General features: G+C 73.8%; 18 protein-coding genes. 5 read left to right on the top strand and 13 right to left on the bottom strand.

Features of this window, described 5'->3' with window-relative positions; translation table 11 throughout:
* Window positions 1-21: 21 nt before the first annotated feature.
* The 8 genes from paaE to HS99_RS30415 all read right to left on the bottom strand — a co-directional run bounded on the left by paaE (window position 22) and on the right by HS99_RS30415 (window position 7,888).
* The gene (gene paaE, locus HS99_RS30380; RefSeq protein ID WP_030280346.1) at window positions 22-1,233 is read right to left on the bottom strand and encodes a 1,2-phenylacetyl-CoA epoxidase subunit PaaE; all 1,212 of its coding nucleotides are present in this window, start codon (window positions 1,231-1,233) and stop codon (window positions 22-24) included.
* 2 nt (window positions 1,234-1,235) lie between these two features.
* On the bottom strand, window positions 1,236-1,814 hold the full coding sequence (paaD, locus tag HS99_RS30385; RefSeq protein ID WP_046385925.1) for a 1,2-phenylacetyl-CoA epoxidase subunit PaaD: 579 nt from the start codon (window positions 1,812-1,814) through the stop codon (window positions 1,236-1,238).
* A gap of 17 nt (window positions 1,815-1,831) precedes the next feature.
* A complete protein-coding gene (gene paaC, locus HS99_RS30390) occupies window positions 1,832-2,767 on the bottom strand; it encodes a 1,2-phenylacetyl-CoA epoxidase subunit PaaC (protein ID WP_078867124.1) in 936 nt (311 codons plus the stop codon).
* Window positions 2,751-3,044, bottom strand: coding sequence for a 1,2-phenylacetyl-CoA epoxidase subunit PaaB (gene paaB / locus HS99_RS30395; RefSeq protein WP_030234269.1), 294 nt, complete (start codon window positions 3,042-3,044; stop codon window positions 2,751-2,753). Before paaB ends, paaC begins: the two co-directional genes overlap by 17 nt.
* A gap of 2 nt (window positions 3,045-3,046) precedes the next feature.
* The gene (gene paaA / locus HS99_RS30400) at window positions 3,047-4,135 is read right to left on the bottom strand and encodes a 1,2-phenylacetyl-CoA epoxidase subunit PaaA (RefSeq protein WP_078938671.1); all 1,089 of its coding nucleotides are present in this window, start codon (window positions 4,133-4,135) and stop codon (window positions 3,047-3,049) included.
* A 210-nt stretch (window positions 4,136-4,345) separates the two neighbouring features.
* On the bottom strand, window positions 4,346-5,659 hold the full coding sequence (locus tag HS99_RS30405) for a M20 family metallopeptidase (RefSeq protein WP_198429373.1): 1,314 nt from the start codon (window positions 5,657-5,659) through the stop codon (window positions 4,346-4,348).
* Between the two features lie 715 nt (window positions 5,660-6,374).
* Window positions 6,375-7,034 (bottom strand): response regulator, encoded by a 660-nt coding sequence (locus HS99_RS30410; RefSeq protein ID WP_030551673.1) that lies wholly within the window; start codon window positions 7,032-7,034, stop codon window positions 6,375-6,377.
* Complete coding sequence (locus HS99_RS30415; RefSeq protein ID WP_050366464.1) at window positions 7,031-7,888, bottom strand: histidine kinase; 858 nt, start codon at window positions 7,886-7,888, stop codon at window positions 7,031-7,033. The genes HS99_RS30410 and HS99_RS30415 overlap by 4 nt, the downstream gene beginning before the upstream one ends.
* 265 nt (window positions 7,889-8,153) lie before the next feature.
* Between HS99_RS30415 and HS99_RS45960 the strand changes: the two genes are divergently transcribed.
* The 4 genes from HS99_RS45960 (at window position 8,154) to HS99_RS30435 (ending at window position 11,803) form a co-directional block, all read left to right on the top strand.
* Window positions 8,154-8,609 (top strand): class I SAM-dependent methyltransferase, encoded by a 456-nt coding sequence (locus tag HS99_RS45960; RefSeq protein ID WP_063737989.1) that lies wholly within the window; start codon window positions 8,154-8,156, stop codon window positions 8,607-8,609.
* A 480-nt stretch (window positions 8,610-9,089) separates the two neighbouring features.
* The gene (locus tag HS99_RS30425) at window positions 9,090-10,106 is read left to right on the top strand and encodes an aldo/keto reductase (RefSeq protein WP_030551681.1); all 1,017 of its coding nucleotides are present in this window, start codon (window positions 9,090-9,092) and stop codon (window positions 10,104-10,106) included.
* An 83-nt stretch (window positions 10,107-10,189) separates the two neighbouring features.
* Window positions 10,190-10,777 carry a TetR/AcrR family transcriptional regulator gene (locus HS99_RS30430; protein ID WP_030280323.1) on the top strand — a complete coding sequence of 196 codons (588 nt, stop codon included), beginning with the start codon at window positions 10,190-10,192 and terminating at the stop codon, window positions 10,775-10,777.
* Window positions 10,778-10,885: 108 nt separating this feature from the next.
* Window positions 10,886-11,803 (top strand): ADP-ribosylglycohydrolase family protein, encoded by a 918-nt coding sequence (locus HS99_RS30435; RefSeq protein WP_030551683.1) that lies wholly within the window; start codon window positions 10,886-10,888, stop codon window positions 11,801-11,803.
* A gap of 115 nt (window positions 11,804-11,918) precedes the next feature.
* On the opposite strand, the gene HS99_RS30440 is transcribed toward HS99_RS30435, so the two are convergent.
* From HS99_RS30440 to HS99_RS30460, 5 genes are all read right to left on the bottom strand, one after another.
* Window positions 11,919-12,185: a GlsB/YeaQ/YmgE family stress response membrane protein gene (locus HS99_RS30440; protein WP_030280319.1), complete on the bottom strand. Its 267-nt coding sequence runs from the start codon at window positions 12,183-12,185 to the stop codon at window positions 11,919-11,921.
* A gap of 224 nt (window positions 12,186-12,409) precedes the next feature.
* Complete coding sequence (locus HS99_RS30445; protein WP_046387334.1) at window positions 12,410-13,969, bottom strand: NCS1 family nucleobase:cation symporter-1; 1,560 nt, start codon at window positions 13,967-13,969, stop codon at window positions 12,410-12,412.
* 28 nt (window positions 13,970-13,997) lie between these two features.
* Complete coding sequence (locus HS99_RS30450) at window positions 13,998-15,011, bottom strand: TIGR03842 family LLM class F420-dependent oxidoreductase (RefSeq protein WP_030280315.1); 1,014 nt, start codon at window positions 15,009-15,011, stop codon at window positions 13,998-14,000.
* Window positions 15,012-15,116: 105 nt separating this feature from the next.
* Window positions 15,117-16,547 carry a dihydropyrimidinase gene (gene hydA, locus HS99_RS30455; protein ID WP_030280313.1) on the bottom strand — a complete coding sequence of 477 codons (1,431 nt, stop codon included), beginning with the start codon at window positions 16,545-16,547 and terminating at the stop codon, window positions 15,117-15,119.
* An 11-nt stretch (window positions 16,548-16,558) separates the two neighbouring features.
* Window positions 16,559-17,401, bottom strand: coding sequence for a nitrilase-related carbon-nitrogen hydrolase (locus HS99_RS30460; RefSeq protein ID WP_030551687.1), 843 nt, complete (start codon window positions 17,399-17,401; stop codon window positions 16,559-16,561).
* 437 nt (window positions 17,402-17,838) lie between these two features.
* Between HS99_RS30460 and HS99_RS30465 the strand changes: the two genes are divergently transcribed.
* Complete coding sequence (locus HS99_RS30465) at window positions 17,839-20,997, top strand: hypothetical protein (protein ID WP_050366465.1); 3,159 nt, start codon at window positions 17,839-17,841, stop codon at window positions 20,995-20,997.
* The last annotated feature ends 87 nt before the right edge of the window (window positions 20,998-21,084 follow it).

Consider the following 21,084-nt stretch of genomic DNA (forward strand, 5'->3'; position numbering starts at 1 on the left):
CCGGCGGTCGTCCGCGGAAGGTCAGCGGTCGTAGTCGACCGTGACCCGGTCGGTGAGCGGGCGGGCCTGGCAGGTGAGGACGTAGCCGGCGGCCAGCTCCTTCTCCTCCAGCGCGAAGTTGCGGCGCATCTCGACCTCGCCTTCGGTGACCAGGGCCCGGCAGGTGCCGCAGACACCGCCCTTGCAGGCGAACGGCAGGTCGGGCCGGGAGCGCTGGGCACCGTCCAGGATCGAGCGGTCGCGCGGGAGGGTGAGGGTGCTGCCCCGACCGTCGAGGACCACCGTGACCTCGCTGCGCTCGCCGGGCGCGTCCTCGGTGCCGCCGTCCGCGCGGTCCCCTCGGTCCCAGTCCTCGTCGCGCTCGGCGAGCGGCTCGTCCTCGGCGTGGAACAGCTCCTGGTGCACCCGCTCGCCCGGCACCTCCAGTTCGGCGAGCAGCTCCTTCGCCCCGGCGACCATGCCGAACGGGCCGCACAGCCACCAGTGGCCGACGCCTCCGACGTCCACCAGGGCTGTCAGCAGCGCCCGAACCCGCTCCGGGTCCAGCCGTCCGCTGAGCAGCTCGGCGTCCCTGGTCTCCCGGGAGAGTACGTGTACCAGCTGGAACCGGCCGAGGTAGCGGTCCTTCAGGTCGGCCAGCTCGTCCGCGAACATCACGGTGTCGCTGCGCCGGTTGCCGTAGAGCAGGGTGACGGTCGAGCGGCGGTCGGCGGCCAGCACCGAGGCGGCGATCGACAGCATCGGGGTGATCCCGGAGCCGGCCGCGAGCAGCACGTGGTCGGCGGGGACGCCGAGTTCGGGGGTGAACAGGCCGGACGGGGTCAGCACCTCGACCTCCTCGCCGGGCCGGGCCTCGCGCACCAGCCAACGCGAGAACAGCCCGCCGGGCACCTCGCGGACGGCGATCCGCAGCGGGCCGCCGACGGGGGCGCAGATCGAGTACGAGCGGCGCTCGTCGGTGCCGTCCACCACCTTGCGCAGGGTCAGGGTCTGGCCGGGCCGGAACGCGTACGCGGCTGCCAGGCCTTCCGGCACCTCGAAGGTCACCGCCACGGCGTCCTCGCACAGCCGCTCCACCCGCTCGATCCGCAGCGAGTGGAAGGTCGGGCGGCGGGCCGGGCGGACGGCCTCCGTGGAAGCCGCGGGATCGGCGGACGCCGCGGAACCGGCGGAGACCGCGGAACCGGTCGCTGCGGCGGGCGAGGCGGCGGAGGCGGGCGAGGCGGCGGGCATTCTCAGATCTCCTTGACGCGTTCGAACGGCTCGCGGCAGGCGCGGCAGCGCCAGAGCGCCTTGCAGGCGGTGGAACCGAAGCGGGACAGCTCCTCGGTGTCGGTGCCGCCGCAGTGCGGGCAGGGCACGGGGGCCGCGGCTCCCGTGCGGGTGGGGCCGAGGGCGAGCGGGACGGGCCCGGGCCCTGGTGTGGACGCGACGGCCGAGGTCGGGCGCGGCGGGGCGATACCCGCCTCGGCGAGCTTGCGGCGGCCCTCGGCGGTGATCAGGTCGGTGGACCACGGCGGGTCCAGCCGCAGCCGCACCCGCACCTCCGGGTACCCGGCGGCGCGCAGTCGGCGGTCGACGTCGGCGGCCATCTCGGCGACGGCCGGGCAGCCCGAGTAGGTCGGGGTCAGCCAGGCGGTCACCGCGCCGCTGCCGCCGTCCACCTCGACCCCGGCCAACACGCCCAGGTCGGCCAGGGTGAGCATCGGCAGCTCCGGGTCCGGGACGGCCGCGGCGACCGACCAGGCCAGGTCGCGGGCCGTCCCGGCGGTGCCGGTGCTCCCGGCGGTCCCAGCGGTCCCAGCGGCGCCCATGGTCCCGGCGGTGCCCGTCACCACGTCGCCCCCGGGTGTGCGCGGGCCAGCACCTGCAGCTCGGCGAGCAGCGGGCCGAGCGCCTCGGTGTGCACCCCGTCCCGGCCGGCCCGGCCCAGCACGGTGGCCAGCGGCGGGACGTCCGGCACGGTCAGCCCGGCCTCGGCGATCACGGCGGCCAGCTCGCGCAGCACCGGCTCGCGCAGCTGCGCCGGATCGACGCCGGCCCGCAGCTCCACCGGGTGCGCGGTGAACAGCTCTTCCAGCAGCGGCCAGACCGCGTCCAGCCCTGCCTGCATCCGCTCCGCCGAGTACGGCGTGCCGTCGCCGAGCCGCAGGGTCCAGGCGGTGGCGTACTCGCGGTGGTACGCCAGCTCCTTGACGCCCCGGACGGCGACCGCGGCCAGCACCGGGTCGGGGTGCGAGCCCAGCGCCTCGTACAGTGCGCCGCGGGCGGTGGAGAACAGCAGCAGCCGGGCGATCGAGTACGCGAAGTCGCCGTTCGGGGTCTCCACCAGGCGGACATTGCGGAACTCGTGCTCCTCCCGCCAGTACGCCAGGTCGTCCTCGGTGCGGCCGGAGCCGTCGGCCTGACCGGCCCGGGTGAGCAGCAGCCGGGCCTGGCCGAGCAGGTCGAGGCCGAGGTTGGCGAGCGCGACCTCCTCCTCCAGTTCGGGCGCCCGGGTGCACCACTCGATCAGTCGCTGCGCGAGGATCAGCGCGTCGTCGCCGAGCATCTGGCAGTAGGCGGCGAGGTCGGCGCCGTCCAGGCCGGCGGGCAGGGCGGTGTCCACGCCGAGCAGCGGGTCGGCGAAGCCCGTCCCGTACGCCCAGCGGCCCTCGCCCTCGGGGCCGGGGGTGGCTCCGGCGAGGCTGAGGTAGACGTGGTCGTCCTCGGTGGTGGACGTGGTGTGGTCGTGCACGGTGGCTCCCCCGTCAGATGTGCGGGACATCCTCGGGGATGTCGTAGAAGGTCGGGTGGCGGTAGACCTTGTCACCGCTGGGCTCGAAGAACGGGTCGCGCTCGTCCGGGGTGGAGGCGGTGATCGCGTCCGAGCGGACCACCCAGAGGCTGACGCCCTCGTTGCGACGGGTGTACAGGTCCCGGGCGGCGAGCAGGGCCATCCGGTCGTCGGAGGCGTGCAGCGAGCCGACGTGGACGTGGTTCAGGCCGCGCCGGGGGCGGACGAACACCTCGTACAGCGGCCAGCCGGCCTTGGACTCGGTCACGTTCAGTTCTCCTGTTCGGGGGTGGGCCGCTCGGCGGGCGCAGCCTGTTCGGCGGCGCGCTTGGCCGCGTAGGCGACGGCCGCCTCGCGCACCCAGGCGCCGTCCTCGTGGGCGGCCCGGCGGCGGTCGACTCGCTGGGCGTTGCACGGGCCCTGGCCGTGGATGACCCTGGTCAGCTCGGACCAGTCGGGCTCGCCAAAGTCCCAGCCGCCGCGCTCCTCGTTCCAGCTCAGTTCGGGGTCGGGGAGGGTGACGCCCAGGTGCTCGGCCTGGGGGACGGTCATGTCGACGAAGCGCTGACGGAGTTCGTCGTTGGTGTGGCGCTTGATCCGCCAGGCCATCGAGCGGGCGGTGTTCGGCGACTCGGCGTCCGAGGGGCCGAACATCATCAGCGACGGCCACCACCAGCGGTCGACCGCGTCCTGGACCATCCGGCGCTGGGCATCGGTGCCGCGCATCAGGGTCATCAGCAGCTCGTAGCCCTGGCGCTGGTGGAAGGACTCCTCCTTGCAGATCCGCACCATCGCGCGGGCGTACGGGCCGTAGCTGCAGCGGCAGAGCGGGACCTGGTTGCAGATCGCGGCGCCGTCCACCAGCCAGCCGATCACGCCGACGTCGGCGAAGGTGAGGGTGGGGTAGTTGAAGATCGAGGAGTACTTCTGGCGACCGCTGATCAGCTTCTCGGTGAGCTCGGCGCGGTCGACGCCGAGGGTCTCGGCGGCCGCGTAGAGGTAGAGGCCGTGCCCCGCCTCGTCCTGGGCCTTGGCCAGCAGGATGGCCTTGCGGCGCAGGGAGGGGGCCCGGGTGAGCCAGTTGCCCTCGGGCTGCATGCCGATGATCTCGGAGTGGGCGTGCTGGGCGATCTGGCGGATCAGGGTGGCCCGGTAGGCGTCGGGCATCCAATCCCTGGGCTCGATCCGCTGCTCGGCGGCGATCACCGCGTCGAAACGGTCCTCCGGCGTCTGCGCCGGGACCGCCTCGGCCACCTCTGCTGTCACCACGGTCCCCTCTCGTGTTCCTGCCCTGGTCCCTGCGCCGGCTCTGTGCAGTGACGCCGGGCACCAACCGACTGACCGTTCGGTCGGTACCATTCTGCGCGGCGGAGCGGAGGGATGGCAAGGGAGTGGGAAAACGGATAACAGCTGACAGAATCTGAAATCTGTCAGCTGTTATCCGTCATCTGTCCGCTGTTATCTGTCCGCTGTTACCTGCTGACTGTCTTCTGTTTTCTGCCAGCTGTCACTGCGAGCCGTCAGCCATCCATCGTCAGCCGTCAGCCACCCTCCGCCCGGCTGCCCCACTCACCCTTCCCCACGATCCCGCAGCCGGGGCAGCGGAACGGCGAGCAGCGCCGCGAGCAGGGCGATCCTCGGAGCGAGCTGGTCCAGCCGGATGTACTCGTGCCGGGCGTGCGCACCGGCACCCACCGCGCCGAAGCCGTCCAGCGTCGGCAGCCCGCGCGACCCGGGCAGGTTGGTGTCCCCGGCCCCGCCCGCCGGAGCGCCGTCCAGCTGCTGCCCGAGCACCGCCGCGAGCAAACGCACGTGCCGCAGCAGCGGATTGCCGGTCCGCTCGGGCCAGGCCGGCCGACTGGACAGCACCTCCGTGCGCACCCGCGCACCCGGCCGCAGCGCGGTCAACCGCGCGAGGTTGTCCAGCGTGCGGCGCTGCGCCTCCACGGTGGAGAACCGAAGCCCTAGCTCGGCCTCGGCCCGTCCGGCGACCACGTTGGCCCGCGAACCCCCGCTGATCCGACCGGCATTGAGCTCGGTCCCGGGCTGGCCTGCGAGTCCGCGGACGAGCACCAGCTGGTCGACGAGCTCGTCCACCGCGGACACCCCGTCGTGGGCGTCGTTGCCCGCATGGGCCTCCCGCCCGGTGACGGTGAGGCGCACCCGGGTGCTGCCGCGCCGCGCGGTCTTCAGCCGCCCGTCCGGATGCGGCGGCTCCAGCCCCAGGACGGCTGCCGCGCCGCGCAGTTGGCGCTCGACCAGGCGGCGCCCGTCCGGGCTGCCGACCTCCTCGTCGGACACCACGACCAGCCGCACGCTGCGGTGCGGCCGCTGCTCCAGGTCCGCGAGCAGCGCCAACGCGCCCTCCAGGACGGCGAGTCCGCCCTTCATGTCGACCACGCCGGGGCCGGTGAGCCGCCCGTCGTGCTCCGCCACCGGCCAGTCCGCCAGCGTGCCGACCGGCCAGACGGTGTCGTGGTGGCCGACGACCAGCAGGTGCGGGAGGGACTCGTCCCGGCCCGGCCACTCGATCACCAGGTGGTCACCGGCCGGCCCGGGTTCACGGCGTGCGGTGGCCCCCGTAGCGCGGAACCCGGCGGCCAACTCCTCGGCGAGCGCGTCGAGTCGGGGCGCGTCGCCGCTCGGTGACTCGATCCGGGCCAGGTCCGCGCAGCGCCGCCGGACGGCACCCGCGAGCGTGCGGGCCCGGGCACTGAGCGCCTGCGGCAGTCCGGGCAGCGCCGCGGTGGTGCCGGAGGCGACGGCGCCCGCAGCCGACGCGGCAGCTGGGCCCGCGGCGGCACCGGCAGCGGCAGTAGCAGCAGAGGCAGCAGCGGAAGCGGAGGTCGGGGCTTCACCGTCGGGGGCGGCCGGGACCGTCACGGGTACGCGATCGGGCTCCGCGGCAGCACCCGACGCGGCCGGCGACCCGACGATCTGGGGACTCAACGCTCGCCTCCGCGGCCGCAGCCGGTACTCAGCGGCCGGATCGGCCGACCGCTCCCGCCCGGGTACCAGACCCGGCCGGACCGCACCGCTCGGCCCGGAGGCCGGACGGCCCGTCGGAACGGCCCGTCTGGCCCAAGTACGGTGGAACGGCTGGGCGGCGTGCTTGGCATTGCGTCCTCCTCGCTCGATCCGGTGCCCCGGTCCGCCCGGAGCCCCGTGCACGGCGGCTTCCTCGCGGCGGGCGCAGTGGCCGAACCGCCGCAGGGAAGCCGAGATGTGAGCCTAGAAGAACCGTTCGGTTTCCTGCGAGGTGGCCCTGGTCCCAGCGTGCCGGTACGGGCCCCGGCCTCCGTCACCCGTCGGAGGAAGCGGCGGGCGGTCGGCGCGCGGGCCTGGATCGGCGCGCGGGCGCGGTCGCCGGATCACGCCCATCTCCACCATGGACCCGCCGCCCGGGTTCGGCAGCGCAAACCGGCAAGGCACGGCATTTCCACGCCGGATGGGTGACATCGGCTCAGCGAGCGGTACCAACCGGAGGCACGCGGCGGCTCAGGGAAGCCCGCGGCACGGGCCGAACGGTCCTCCGGGGAACGTCCGCGTGAACACCGTCCGACGCTGCGCCCCGCCCTGCCCTCGCGAGCGCCCGCCGTCACCCGCCGTCACCGACCAGCCCCGCATCGCGTGCGAGCAGCGCGGCCTGGACCCGGTTGGCCACGCCGAGCGCGGTCAGGATCCGGCTGACATGCGCCTTGACGGTGCTCTCCCGCATCCCCAGCACGCCCGCGATCTCCGCGTTGGAGAGCCCGTCCGCGAGTTCACGCAGCACGTCGCCCTCGCGCGGGGTGAGCCCGGCGATCCGGCTCCGGGCGGCCACCGCCCGGCGCGCGCCGACCCGGTGGTACCGATCGATCAGCCGTCGCGCGGCCGCCGGGTGCAGCATCCCCTGCCCGGAGGCGACCACGTGCACGGCCCGGGCGATCTCGGCGGGCGGGGTGTCCTTGAGCAGGAAGCCGTCCGCCCCGGCGGCGAGCGCCTGGTACACGTACTCGTCCAGGTCGAAGGTGGTGAGCGCGATGACCCGGGGCGCGTCGGGGAGTTGGCGCAGACGGCGGGTGGCGGCGATCCCGTCGAGCCGGGGCATCCGGATGTCCATCAGCGCGACGTCGATCCGGTGCCCGCGGGCGAGTTCGACGGCCTGCAGTCCGTCGACGGCATCGGCGACCACGGTCAGCTCCGGGTCCTGGTCCAGGAGGTCGACCAGCCCGAGGCGCACCAGCGCGTCGTCGTCGACCACCATCGTGCGGATCATGCGGCGTCCTCCGGCTGCGGGGGTTGAGAGGGCTGTGGGTGAGGAGCCCGCGGGCCCGGAGACTCCGACCTCGCGGCCGTCGGGCGCGAGGGCCGCGGCCGGTCCGGCGCGGGCAGCCGGGCGGAGAGCCGGAAGCCGCCGACGGCGTCCGGGCCCGCGTCCAGGTGCCCGCCGAGCGCGCCGACCCGTTCGCCGAGCCCCACCAGAGGTCGCACAGGGCCGGCGCCGGGACGCGCACGGGCGGGGTGGGCGACGCCCGCGTGCAGCACCAGCAGGCTCAACCGGTGGGCCAGCACGTCGTGCATCTCCCGGGCGATCCGGGCCCGTTCGGCGGACCGGGCCTGCTCGGCCCGCAACTCCCGCTCCCGGCGCAGGTTTTCGACCTGGGCGTGCAGGGCGCGGATCAGCGCCCGGCGACCGTGCAGCCACAGACCGAAGGACAACACGGCGACCTGGAGGAGGAGTTGGGACCCAGTGGTGCCCGCCCAGCCGACCAGGGAGTCGGCCCTGGCCGCACTGGCCAGCACGATGACCGCACCTGCGGCCACCGCCGGACCGGTCCGGCCGAGGGAGGCGAGGGGGGCGACGCCGAACAGGCCGGGGAAGGCCCGGTTGAACAGACTGCTGGTGAGCACCGGCAGGACGGCCGAGGCGGCCGGGTGGCGACGGGCGAACAGGAGGGAGAGCGCGGAGAGCGCGGCCACCACGATCCGGTACGGGCGCAGCGGCCCGTCGGCGTGCAGCCACTGGAAGAGGCCCTCCTCGGCGGTGAGCACGAGGATGCCGAGCAGCAGCAGACTGTCGACCCAGGGGCGGTGGTCCGGGCCGTGCCAGCCGAGCAGGCCTGTGCGCATCGAGCTCTCCCGTCCGCTTCCACCCGTCCGTTGACGCCGGTTCACGCCCGTTCGCTTCCCCGTATCCGTATCCGCTCGGGTCCGTTCGCGTCCCCGTATCCGTTCCCGCCCCCCGTATCCGTTCGCGTCCGTTCGCTCGATGCTACGGGCGGGCACCGGCCCTTCGCCCCCTTCTCCCGGGCAGCCGCTCCCTCGACTTTCGTCGGGGGTCTGCGCCGCTCACCGGCCGGTTCCGGGGCGTCGCGGTCTCCCTAGCGTCGACGCCATGACGACCGAACAACTCCGCCCGGGCTCCGGCTCCCTTGCTCAGAACCGCAGTTCGCACCCCTCGCCGTACGGCGGGGACCGCCTGCTGTTCCTCACCGAGGCGCTGCGCACCTTCCACGACACCGGCGCGCTGGCGCCGAGCGGGCCCGATCTGGTCGACGCCCTGGTGGTTTCGGTCACCAGTCGTCCGAACCGCCCGATCTCGGTGCTCGAGGTCGGCGCCGGGACGGGCGTGGTGACCCGCCGGCTGGCCCGGGTGCTGCGCCCGGGCGACCGGCTGCACGTGGTCGAGGCGAACCCGCGGTTCGCCGAGCGGCTGCGTGACGACCCCGTCCTGGCCGCCCGCCGCCCGGAGGTCGGGCTGCGGCTGTCGGTGTGCCGGGTGGAGGAACTACCGGAGGCGGCCGACGGTCCGGGCCCGGACAGCCAGGGGGCGCCGGGCGGTACGACGTGATCGTGTCGGGACTGCCGTTCACCAACTTCGAGCCGGCCCTGGTCCGGCAGGTCCTCGCCCTCTACCTGCGGCTGCTGGCCCCCGGAGGCGAGCTGACCTACTTCGGCTACCTCGGCACCAGCACGGCGCGCACGCTCGTCTCGGGCCCCCGCCGGGGCGCCCGCCACCGGGCGGTGGTGCGACTGCTACGCCGTTTCGAGGCCACCTACGGGCTGGGCGAGCGCACGGTGTGGCGCAATCTGCCGCCCGCCCGGGCCCACCTGCTGCGCTCGCCGGGGCCGTACGCCTGGCGGAAGCCCCCGGGAAGCGGCGGAGGCCGCCCGCGACAGGGTGGAGATCCCGCCCCGCTGAGAGCTCCGGTGCGAACAAATGACAAAAGACAGCGAACAGATTTTGAAATCTGTTCGCTGTCATGCCATAGTGAGACCCGGGTCACACCGCCCTCCGCCGCCCGGCGCCGCATCCGCCCCTGGAGTTCCCATGGCCTCGACCTCTCCCCGCCCCGCCCAGCGCCGCCTCGGCGCCTCCGGCCCGGTCACCTCCGCCCTCGGCCTCGGCTGCATGGGCATGTCCGACCTCTACGGCCCCGCCGACGAGGCCGAGAGCATCGCCACCATCCACGCCGCGCTCGACGCCGGGATCACCCTGCTCGACACCGGTGACTTCTACGGCATGGGCCACAACGAGCTACTGATCCACGAGGCCCTGCGCGGCCGGGACCGCGAGAGCGTGCAGATCAGCGTGAAGTTCGGCGCCCAGCGCGGCCCGGACGGCCAGTGGCTCGGCTACGACTCCAGCCCGGCCGCCACCAAGAGCGCGCTCGCCTACACCCTGCGCCGCCTGCGCACCGACCACGTCGACGTCTACCGCCCGGCCCGGCTCGACCCGAAGGTCCCGATCGAGGAGACCGTCGGCGCCATCGCGGACCTGGTCAAGGCCGGCTACGTCCGCCACATCGGCCTCTCCGAGGTCGGCGCCGACACCCTGCGTCGCGCCGCCGCCGTCCACCCGATCAGCGACCTGCAGATCGAGTACTCGCTGCTCACCCGTTCGATCGAGGCCGAGATCCTGCCCGCCGCGCGCGAACTGGGCATCGGCATCACCGCGTACGGCGTGCTCTCGCGCGGCCTGCTCAGCGGCCACTGGAACCCGGACCGCCCGCTCGCCGGCACCGACTTCCGCGGCGACAGCCCGCGCTTCCAGGGCGACAACCTGGCCCACAACCTCGCCCTGGTCGAGGCGCTGCGCGAGGTCGCCGACGCCAAGGGGGCCAGCGTGGCCCAGGTGGCCATCGCCTGGGTCGCCTCCCGCGGGGAGGACGTCGTCCCGCTGGTCGGCGCCCGCCGCCGGGACCGGCTGGCCGAGGCGCTCGGCTCGCTGGACGTCACCCTGACCCCGGCCGACCTCACCGCCATCGAGGCGGCCGTCCCCGCCGGTGCCGCCGCCGGCGACCGGTACGCTGCCGCGCAGATGGCGCGCCTGGACAGCGAACGCTGACCGACCCAAGCTGACCGAGCCCCCGCCGACCAGCGGAAATCCCCCGCGCCACCCCCGACCGCACGACCCTAAGGACGGCCCCCGTGACCACGGACACCGCACTCACCGCCGAACAGATCCTGATCGCGGCGGAGGAAGTCCTCCGGCGGTTCGGCCCGGCCAAGGCCACCGTCGTGGACGTCGCCCGGGAGCTCGGCGTCAGCCACAGCAGCGTCTACCGCCACTTCCCCAGCAAGGCCGCCCTGCGCGAGGCGGTCACCCAGCGCTGGCTCGACCAGGCGCACTTCGAGCTGAAGGCCGTCATGGACGACTCCGGCGGCGCCGCCGAGCGCCTCGAACGCTGGCTGACCACGCTGTTCGCGGCCAAGCGGAAGAAGGCGCTGGACGACCCGGAGCTGTTCGCCACCTACATGGTGCTGGTCGAGGAGAACAGCCGGACCGTCGAGGAGCACATCGACACGCTGGTCACGCAGATCGCCGAGATCTTCCAGGACGGCGTGGACGGCAGGGAGTTCAAGCCCGCCCACGTCCTCACCACCGCCCGCGCGGTCTTCGACGCCACCGCCCCCTTCCACGACCCCGCCTACGCGTCGACCTGGGCCGAGCCGACCGCGGACGAGCGTTTCAGGGCCGTCTGGAAGCTCGTCCTCGGCGGCCTGAAGGCCAAGTGAGCCACAGCCGTCACGTCGGGGCGTCGGCGGCCGGGGCGTATTCCGGTCGCCGGCGCCCCGGCATCTCCGGCAGACTGCGCGCACAGTTGATCTCGATCGGAGGATGACATGCGTGCGACCGGCCCGGTCCTGGACAGCCTGCGGGGGCTCGCGCTCGGCGACGCCTTCGGCGACCGCTGGTTCTCCGCCCCCGTCGACGAGGCCCCCGTCGACCTGGCCGCCCGCCTGGTCCGCCCCGCGCCCTGGCACTGGACGGACGACACCGCGATGGCCCTCGTCCTGGTCCGCCACCTCACCGTCCACGGCGAGGTCCGGCAGGACGCGCTGGCCGGGGAGTTCGCGGCCGAGTACGCCCGCGAGTACCAGCGCAAGTACGGCCCCTCCATGCACCGGGTGCTGCGCGCGATCGGCGCCGGCGGGGACTGGCGCGCCATCACCTCGGGCCAGTTCGAGGGCCAGGGCTCGTACGGGAACGGCGCCGCGATGCGGGTCGCCCCGCTGGGCGCCTGGTTCGCCGAGGACCTCGCCGAGGTCGCCCGGCAGGCCGAACTCCAGGCGCTCGCCACCCACTTCCACCCGGAGGCGACGGCCGGGTCGGTGGCGGTGGCGCTCGCCGCGGCGCTCGCCGCCCGGAGCCGGGGCGGGCGTCCGCCCGGCCGCGCCGAACTGCTCACCGAGGTCGCCGACCGACTGCCGGACAGCGACGTACGCTCCGGCCTGCGGATCGCCGCCCGGCTGCCGGAGCACACCAGCGTCCGACACGCCGCCACCGTGCTCGGCTCGGGACTGCTGATCTCGGCCCCGGACACCGTCCCGTTCGCCCTCTGGTCTGCGGCCGGGCACCTGGACTCGCTGCCCGAGGCGATCTGGCACACCCTGGAGGGCTGGGGCGACATGGACACCACCTGCGCCATCGCCGCCGGCGTGGTCGCCGCCCGCACCGGGCTCGCCGACGTCCCGGCCCCCTGGCTCACCGCCTGCGAGGACCTGCCCGGCTGGGTCGCCGCGGCGTGGCCCACCCGCTGAGGCCCGTCCGGCGGATCTTGGCGACCAGGCCCCGGCCGGACCGCGGCACGCCGACGGGCCGGCCCCTGGAATCCCCCCGGTTGCACCGGCCCGTCGAACCGCTCCGGCCCCGCTGTCAGCGGCGCGAGTTGCCGAACAGCAGCCGGTAGGCGATCAGCAGCACCAGCGCACCGCCGATCGCGGACACCCAGGTCGGCCCGTCGAAGAAGCGGGCCGTGATCGACCGGTGCATGAAGTGCGACGCGATCCAGCCGCCGACGAAGGAACCGGCGATCCCGATCAGGGTCGTCACGATCAGGCCGCCCGGGTCCCGCCCCGGCAGCAGCAGCTTGGCCAGGGCTCCGGCCACCAGACCCAGCACGATCCACGCGATGATGCTCATCCGACCCTTCCCTCCCGTCCGTGGCGCGACGGCCCCGTCCCGCGCGCCCTGCTCCGAAGGACGCCCTTCCCACCCGCCCGGTTCCGACCGGGCCGGCCGAGCGGCACGATCCGGCCACCCGAATCCGACCGGTCCGCACGTGCCGTCCTTCCGACCGTGCCCGTCCTGCTCGACGCCCCCTTCTGGTCCGCGCGACTCACCGCACCCGGCACCTTTGCCATCCGTCACCTGTCAGGTGTTCGCCGACCCCCGCCCGCCACCGGCAGCCCGCTGAGCGCCAGGTACACCACCGAGGCCGAGGCGAAGCCGACCGCCCAGCCGTAGTCGGCGAGGGGCTTGAGGAAGGGGATCATGCCGTCGACCGGGAAGGGTCCCTGTTCGGCGCCGTGGGAGTCGACGCCGGAGTACGAGCCGCCGACCGCCAGCAGGCCGCCGACCAGCAGGGCGGCGACCGCCCGCCAGTTCCAGCCGGCCGCGTACCAGTAGGCACCGAACGGGCGGTACAGGTCGGCGAGTTGAAGGCGTGTGCGGCGCAGCGCCCAGTAGTCGGCGATCAGCACCCCGGCGACCGTTCCGAGCAGGCCGCCGACCACGCCCAGCCAGACGTAGATGTAGACGTGCGGGTCGGCGGTCAGCTTCCAGGGGAGGATCGCGATCCCGACCACGCCGGTGATCAGCGCCCCGGTACGGAAGTTGATGAACCGGGGCACCAGGTTGGTCAGGTCGTAGGCCGGTGAGACGACGTTGGCGGCGACGTTCACCGACAGCGTCGCGACCAGGACGGTCAGCAGCGCGAACAGGACGGCCGCCGGGCTCTCCATCTTCGCGGCGAGCTTGATCGGGTCCCACACCGGCTCGCCGTACACCGCCTCCGACCCGGAGGTGACCAGCACGGACAGCAGGGCGAAGAGCGTCATCGTCGTCGGCAGGCCGAGCGCCTGGCCGCGGATCTGGGCCCGCTGGCTGCCGCCGAAGCGGGTGAAGTCGGGGATGTTGAGCGACAGCGTGGACCAGAACCCGATCATCCCCATCAGCGACGGGAAGAAGACCTTCCAGAACCCGCCGCCCCAGCCCAGTCGGGACGGCTGGTCGAGCAGCGGCCCCAGCCCGCCCGCCTTGACCGCGATCCACCCCAGCAGGGCGAGCGCGCCGACGATGACGAACGGCGCCGCCCAGTTCTCGAAGCGCCGCAGCGTCTCCATCCCCCGGGCGATGATGACCATCTCGACCAGCCAGAACAGCAGGAAGGAGGCCCACTGCGTCCACGGGTACCCGCCGAACTCCGTCGCGGTGCGCCAGGATTCGCCGAACAGCTTGCCCGCCAGAAGGAAGATCCCCTCGCCCCCGATCCAGGTCTGGATGCCGAACCAGGCGCAGGCCACCGACGCCCGGATGAGCGCGGGCAGGTTGGCACCGCGCAGTCCGAACGAGGCCCGGGCGAACACCGGGAAGGGGATGCCGTACTTGGTGCCCGCGTGCCCGGTGAGCAGCATCGGCGCGAGCACGATCAGGTTGGCGAGCGCGATGGTCAGTACCGCCTGCTTCCAGTCCATGCCGATCGCGACCAGGCCCGAAGCCAGCGTCCAGGACGGGATGTTGTGGGCCATGCCGACCCAGAGTGCGAGGAAGTTGTAGGTGGTCCAGGTGCGCCGCCGCACCGGGACCGGCCGGAGGTCGTCACTGGTGAAGCCGTTGGACGGCAACGCCCCCTCGGCCGGGTCGAGTTCGACCCGGCCGTCGGGGTGCTGCCGCTGTCTTCCGCCGCCGGTCGCGGTGTCGGCCATGGGCGACTCCCGTCTGCCGCAGGGGGTGTCAGAGGTGAGGGATGACGTCCGTTCCGTACGCGTCGATGGTGGCCTCGACGGCGTCGTGCATGGCGTAGACGGCGAACTGGTCGACGCCGAGCGAACGGAGCTCGGCGAGCCGGGCGCGCTGGGTCTCCACCGGCCCGATCAGGCAGAAGCGGTCGACGATCCCGTCCGGGACGAACGCCGTGTCGGGGTTCCCGGCCCGGCCGTGGTGGCTGTAGTCGTAACCCTGGCGGTTCTTGATGTAGTCGGTCAACGCGTCGGGCACCAGGTCGGAGTGCTCGCCGTAGTGGCTGACCAGGTCGGCGACGTGGTTGCCGACCATCCCGCCGAACCAGCGGCACTGCTCGCGGGCGTGGGCGAGCGCGGCCGGCGAGTCGTCCGCGGTGACGTACGCGGGCGCGGCCACGCAGATGGCGACCGAGGACGGGTCCCGGCCCGCCTCGACGGCCGCCTTCCGGACCGCCTTGACCATGTACTCGGTGAGGTACGGGTCGGCCAACTGCAGGATGAATCCGTCCGCCTGGCGGCCGGTCAGCGCCAGCGCCTTCGGCCCGTACGCACCCATCCAGATCGGCAGCGAGGCGCCGGGGCCGACCCACGGCAGGTGCATCTCGGTGCCGTCCACCTCGACGGTGCGCCCTTCGGCCAACTCCTTGACGGCGTGCATGGCTTGGGAGAGCCGGTCGAGGGTGGCGGGGCGGCGCCCGGCGACCCGCATGGCGGAGTCGCCGCGCCCGATGCCGCAGACCGTGCGGTTGCCGTACATGTCGTTGAGCGTGGCGAACAGGGAGGCGGTGACCTCCCAGGTGCGGGTGGACGGGTTGGTGACCATCGGGCCGACGGTCAGGCGCTCGGTCTCGGCGAGGATGCGGCTGTAGATGACGAAGGGCTCCTGCCACAGCACGCAGGAGTCGAAGGTCCAGCCGTGGCTGAACCCGGCCCGCTCGGCGCGGATCATCCGGTCGATGAGCAGGCGGGCGGGCGGGTCGGTCTGCAGGACGAGGCCGATGTCCATGGGTGGCTCCGGGGAGAGGGGTGGGAGGGCGGACCCGGGGCCGGCACGCACGGCGCGCGGCAGGGCCCCGGGCCCGGATCGGGAAGGGAAACGCGGGGAGAGGGATCAGGTCAGGTACTGGCAGGTGTCGCGGCGTAGGAAGGTGCCGTGCCCGGCCCGACCGAGCCAGCGGCCGCCGTCCAGCACCACGGTGCCGCGCGAGAGCACCGTCCGGGCCCGGCCGGTGAGTCGCCGGCCCTCGTAGGCCGAGTAGTCCACGTTCATGTGGTGGGTGGCGGCGGAGACGGTCTGCACGGCGGTGGGGTCGTAGACGACGAGGTCGGCGTCCGCGCCCGGCGCGACGGTGCCCTTGCGCGGGTGCAGCCCGAACATCCGGGCCGGGGTGGTGCAGGCGATCTCGACCCAGCGGCGCCGGCTGATGTGCCCGTCCACCACGGCCTGGTGCAGCAGGTCCATCCGGTTCTCCACGCCCGGAAGCCCGTTGGGGATCTTCGAGAAGTCGCCGCGGCCGAGTTCTTTCTGCCCGACGTAGCAGAACGGGCAGTGGTCGGTGGAGACCACCTGGAGGTCGTTGGTGCGCAGGCCCCGCCAGAGCGCCTTCTGGTGCTCGCGTGGCCGGAGCGGTGTGCTGCACACGTACTTGGCGCCCTCGAAGCCGTCCGCGCCCTGCTCGGCGAGGTTGTCGGTGGAGAGGAAGAGGTACTGCGGGCAGGTCTCGCCGAAGACGTTGAGCCCGGCGTCGCGGGCCCGGGCGAGTTCGTCGAGCGCCGAGGCGGCGGAGACGTGCACGACGTAGAGCGGGCTGCCCGCCACCTGCGCGAGCTTGATCGCCCGGTGGGTGGCCTCGGCCTCCAGCAGTTCACGCCGGACCTCGCCGTGGAAGCGCGGAGTGGTGTGCCCGGCGGCGAGGGCCTGTTCGACCAGGACGTCGATGGCGATGCCGTTCTCGGCGTGCATCATGATCAACCCGCCGTTGGCCGCCCCGCGCTGCATGGCCCGCAGGATGCGGCCGTCGTCGCTGTAGAAGACGCCGGGGTAGGCCATGAAGAGCTTGAAGGAGGTGGACTCGCCGGAGTCGACCAGCGCGTCCATCTCCTTGAGGACGGCGTCGTTGACGTCCGAGACGATGGTGTGGAAGGCGTAGTCGATCGCGCAGTTGCCCTCGGCCTTCGCGTGCCAGGCGTCCAGGCCCTCACGCAGCGCGCCGCCGACGGGCTGGACGGCGAAGTCGACGATGGTGGTGGTGCCGCCCCAGGCGGCGGCGCGGGTGCCGGTCTCGAAGGTGTCGGAGGCCGCGGTGCCGCCGAACGGCAGTTCCATGTGGGTGTGGGCGTCGACGCCGCCCGGGATGACGTAGTGGCCGGTGGCGTCGATGACGGTGTCGGCGGTCCAGGCCTCGGCGGCGGCACTGCCGGTGGCGGCCAGGGCGGCGACGCGCTCGCCCTCGATCAGGACGTCGGCGTGGAGTTCGTCGGTGGCGGTGATGACGAGGCCGCCGCGGACGACGGTGCGCTGCTGCGGGTCGCGGGTGGTCATCGCGGTGCTCCTCAGGCCTCGGCGAGCGGTCCGTAGGCGTCGGGCCGGCGGTCGCGGTAGAACGCCCACTGCTGGCGGACCTGTTCGATCAGGCCGAGGTCGAGGTCTCGGACGACGAGTTCCTCCTCCTTGCCGGAGGCGACGTCGCCGACGAACTGGCCGCGCGGGTCGACGAAGTAGGAGGTGCCGTAGAAGTCGTTGTCGCCGTACTCCTCGGTGCCGACCCGGTTGATGGCGGCGACGAAGTACTCGTTGGCGACGGCGGCGGCGGGCTGTTCGAGCTGCCACAGGTAGGCGGACAGGCCGCGGCTGGTCGCGGAGGGGTTGTAGACGATCTGCGCACCGGCCAGGCCGAGGGCGCGCCAGCCCTCGGGGAAGTGCCGGTCGTAGCAGATGTAGACGCCGACCTTGCCGACGGCGGTGTCGAAGACGGGCCAGCCGAGGTTGCCGGGCTTGAAGTAGTACTTCTCCCAGAAGCCCTTGACCTGCGGGATGTGGTGCTTGCGGTACTTGCCGAGGTAGCTGCCGTCCGCGTCGATCACCGCGGCGGTGTTGTAGTACACCCCGGTCTGCTCCTCCTCGTAGACCGGCACGACGATCACCAGGCCGAGTTCACGGGCGAGGTCCTGCATCCGGCGCACCGTCGGGCCGTCCGGGACGGCCTCGGCCCAGCGGTAGTGCTCGGGCTCCTGGACCTGACAGAAGTACGGGGAGTTGAAGACCTCCTGGAAACCGATGATCCCGGCGCCCTGGGCGGCGGCCTCGCGGGCGTACCGCTCGTGGAGCGCGATCATGCTCTCCTGGTCGCCGGTCCAGCGGGTCTGGACGAGCGCGGCACGGACGATCTGCGACATGGGTACCTCCGCAACTCCGCGTCCCGGCCGTGCGGTCGGGCCCGCGGTCTGAGGGTTGACGGGGCGGTCTCGCCCTGCGGGTCCGCTCGGGGAACCGCAGGGGTCTACGTGATGGGTCTACGTGCGTAGAAAGCGATCTGTAGACGGTAGGCCGGTCCTCGGTGGCCTGACAATACGTTGGCGGAAACGCGTCTGGGGCGATCTCGTCGAGCGGACACGCGGACGGTCCCGTGCGGGATGAAACGCTCATCTACCCCGCAAGTGACCTCCTTACTCATTCGAGTGAAAGCGGACCCCGAGGGTGCGGAATCGGCCACGGCAGGGTAGAACGCGCTTGGGCTCGCCAACGGACCGTCATCTGACGTCCCTGTGGCGCGACTTCGCGGATCAGGTCCAGGCAGCGACGGTCGGTACGGGGCCGAACGGGGGGTGTACGGATGGCAGCGGTCGAGGGGCACGAGGAGCGTACGGCGGACACCACGGCGACGACGGGCACATCGACGCCGAACGCGACGCCCGGGACGCCCAGGACAGCCGGGACGCCCGGGACAGCCGGGACGACCCCGTCGGCCGGGGGCGACGGCCCGGCGGGCCGGCCACCGGCGCTGCCCGCCTGGGCGGGCCTGGTACTCGCCCTCGCGGCCCTGCTGCCGCTCGCCCTCGGCCTCCTGCTGAGCCGGTCGCCGGTGTCGCGGACCGGCCTGACCGCCCTGCAACTGGCCGGTTCCCGGGCGTCCGCCGAGGCGGTCGTCGGCGACCGCTCTGCGGCCTACCGGGCCGCCCTGCGCGCCGAACCCTGGCTGATCGCCGGCTACGGACTGACGCTGGCGGCCGCCGCACTGCTGGGCGGCTACGTGCTGGGGCGGCGGCTACGGCTCGGCCCGGCGCTCGCGGTCGGGGCCGCGGGGCTGCTCGCAGCGGCCTGCGACCTCGGGGCGAACGTCCTGCTGCGCCTCGGGCTCGGCCACGGCGGCTCCGACGCGCCCTTCGCGGTGGCGGCGGCGCTCGCCATCGTCGCCCGGCTGCTGCTCCTGCCCGCCGGGGTGGCCGCCGCAGGCCTGCTCGCCGTGACGGCCGCCCGGGCGGTACGCGGCCTCCGGCGGGCGGCCGCGAAATCCGCCGACGAAGCCGACGACGCCGACCCACAGCGCCCGGCACTGATCCCACCGTGGCCGGTGGCCCCGCGACACGGCGGGCCGCCGCGCGGAGCACCGCAGCAGGAACCGCCGGCGGCCGACGCCCCCGGCGCTCACACCCACTGGCGCGACGCGGGCCGGGTGCCGCCCGGCCGTGAGCCCGCCGAGCTGGGCTTCTGCGCCTCCGGCGGCGGCATCCGCTCGGCCTGCGTCACGCTCGGCGCGCTCCAGGCCCTGCGCCCCTGGCTGAAACGCGCGCGCTACCTGGTCTCCGTCTCGGGCGGCGGCTACACCGTGGGCGCACTGCAACTCGCGCTCAGCGACTCCGCCCCCGGCAGTCCGGTGCACGCCGTCTCGGGCCTGACCGCCGACACCGTGATGGAGCCCGGCTCCCCGGAGGAGGACCACCTCCGCAGGCACAGCAAGTACATCGCCGACGGCGCGGGCGAATGGCTGGTCGCCCTCGGAACGCTGCTGCGCGGCGTGCTCTCCGCGCTGGCCCTGCTGCTGGCCGCCGTCCTGGTGCTCGGCCTCGGCCTCAGCCGCTTCTACCACGCCGTCCCGCTCACCGATCTGGGCGCCCTGGCGGCGGCGGGGCTGCGCCACCCGGGCGCCGTGCCGGGCTCCCTGGCGTTCCGGACACCCGCGTTGGCCGCCCTCGGCACGTCACTGGCGGCCGCCGCCGGGTGCTGGCTGCTGTGGCTGCTTGCCTTCCCGCCGCTCGGCTGGCACGCGCTGCTGCCGCGCGCCCTGCGCCGGCTCAACTACGCCGCGCTCTCGCTGGCCGGACTGCTGGCCGTCGGGGTGCTGGCGGTGCCGGGCCTGGCCTGGGGCGCGGTCCGGCTCCAGCAGGCGTTGGCGGCCGGACCCCAGCTGACCGGCGCCGGGCTCAGTCTGACGGTGGTGCTCAGCTACCTCGCCCTCTTACTCGGCATACTCTGGCGCGACCGCCGGGCGATCGGCCGGGGGGTGGGCGTCCTCGGCGGGGCGCTGCGCGGGGCGGGCCGCTTCGGCGGCGCGCTGACCGTCAACCTCCCCCAGTACCTCGTGGTGTGGGCCGCCCTCGCCACGCTGACGGCCGGCGCGCTGCTGTCCCTCGGCTGGGCGGTCGCCACCGGGTACGCCTGGCCGCCGGCCGTCCAGGTGCTGCTGCCGCTGGTGCTCGGCGCCGTCGGGCTCAACCTCGACCAGACCTGGATGAGCCTGCACCCGTTCTACCGCCTGCGCCTGGCCTCGGCGTTCGCCGTACGCCGGGTCACCGAGGGCGGCCGCACGCTGGCCCGCCGGTACGACTTCTACCGGGAGCAGACCTGGCTGAGCCACTACGCCGCCCGGCATCCCGACTTCCCACAGGTGATCTTCTCGGCCGCGGCCAACCTGTCCGGCAACTCCCGCACGCCGCCCGGCCGTCGGGCCGTCTCCTTCTCGCTCTCCCACGACTACGTGGGCGGTCCGGACGTCGGGTACGCGCGCACCGACCTGCTGGAGCGGCGCACCCGCCGGCACATCGCCCGGGACCTCACCGTGCAGTCGGCGATGGCCGTCTCCGGCGCCGCCTTCTCCTCCGCGATGGGCCGCCAGTCCCGGGTGTACCAGGGGCTGTTCGCGGTGACCAACGCCCGGCTCGGGACGTGGCTGCCCAACCCGGCCCAGCTCGGACCGTCCTGGTCCGGCACACCGGACTGGCGGCGCGCCGAGCAGCCCGCCGTCCGCCGGCTCCCGTACCAACTGCGGGAGCTGACCGGCCGGTTCCCCGTGCACGACCGCTTCCTGCTCACCACCGACGGCGGGCACTACGAGAACCTCGGCCTGGTCGAACTGCTGCGGCACCGGGTGCGGACGGCGGTGAGCATCGACGCCAGCGGGGACTCCGGCTACGCCGGCAACCTGGCCGCCGCGATCACCCTGGCCCGGGAGGAGCTGGGCATCGTCATCACCCTGCACCAGCCGGAGCTGCTGATCCCGGGCGGCACCACCGCCGACCGGGGCGCGGGCGGCACGCCCTTGCAGGGGCTGGCGGTCCAGCTCGCCGACCGGCTCTCGGCCCGGGGCGTGATCACCGGGGACATCCACTACCCGGCCGTCGACGGTGAGCCGGACTCCGAACGGTACGGCACGCTGATCGTCCTCCAGGCGGTACTGACCGCCGACATGCCCTACGAGCTGCACTCCTACGCGGTGGCCAACCGCGCCTTCCCGAACGACGGCACCAGTGACCAGTGGTTCGACCACCAGCAGTTCGACGCCTACCAGACCCTCGGCCGCTACCTGGGTGAGCAGGCCGGACCGGTGATCGAGCAGGCCCTCGCGGCCGCCCCGGCCGGATCCGCCCGGGCCGGATCCGCCACCGACGGATACGCCGCGCCCGTCCCCGCGCAGCCGCCGGGGGGCTCGGCCCCGACGCCGTCCGACCGGTCGGCAGACAGCCCGCCGGTGCCGCGCCGTCCTGCGGAGGGGTGAGCCGGAGCTTCACGTCGCGGTCGGGCCGGGGCGGTGGGCCGGCGGGCGGGCCGGGGGTCGACGTCGGGCGTTGACGCGCGGGAGTTA

This window comes from Kitasatospora aureofaciens (assembly GCF_001188955.3).
In the GTDB taxonomy this organism is placed as follows: Bacteria; Actinomycetota; Actinomycetes; order Streptomycetales; family Streptomycetaceae; genus Kitasatospora; species Kitasatospora aureofaciens.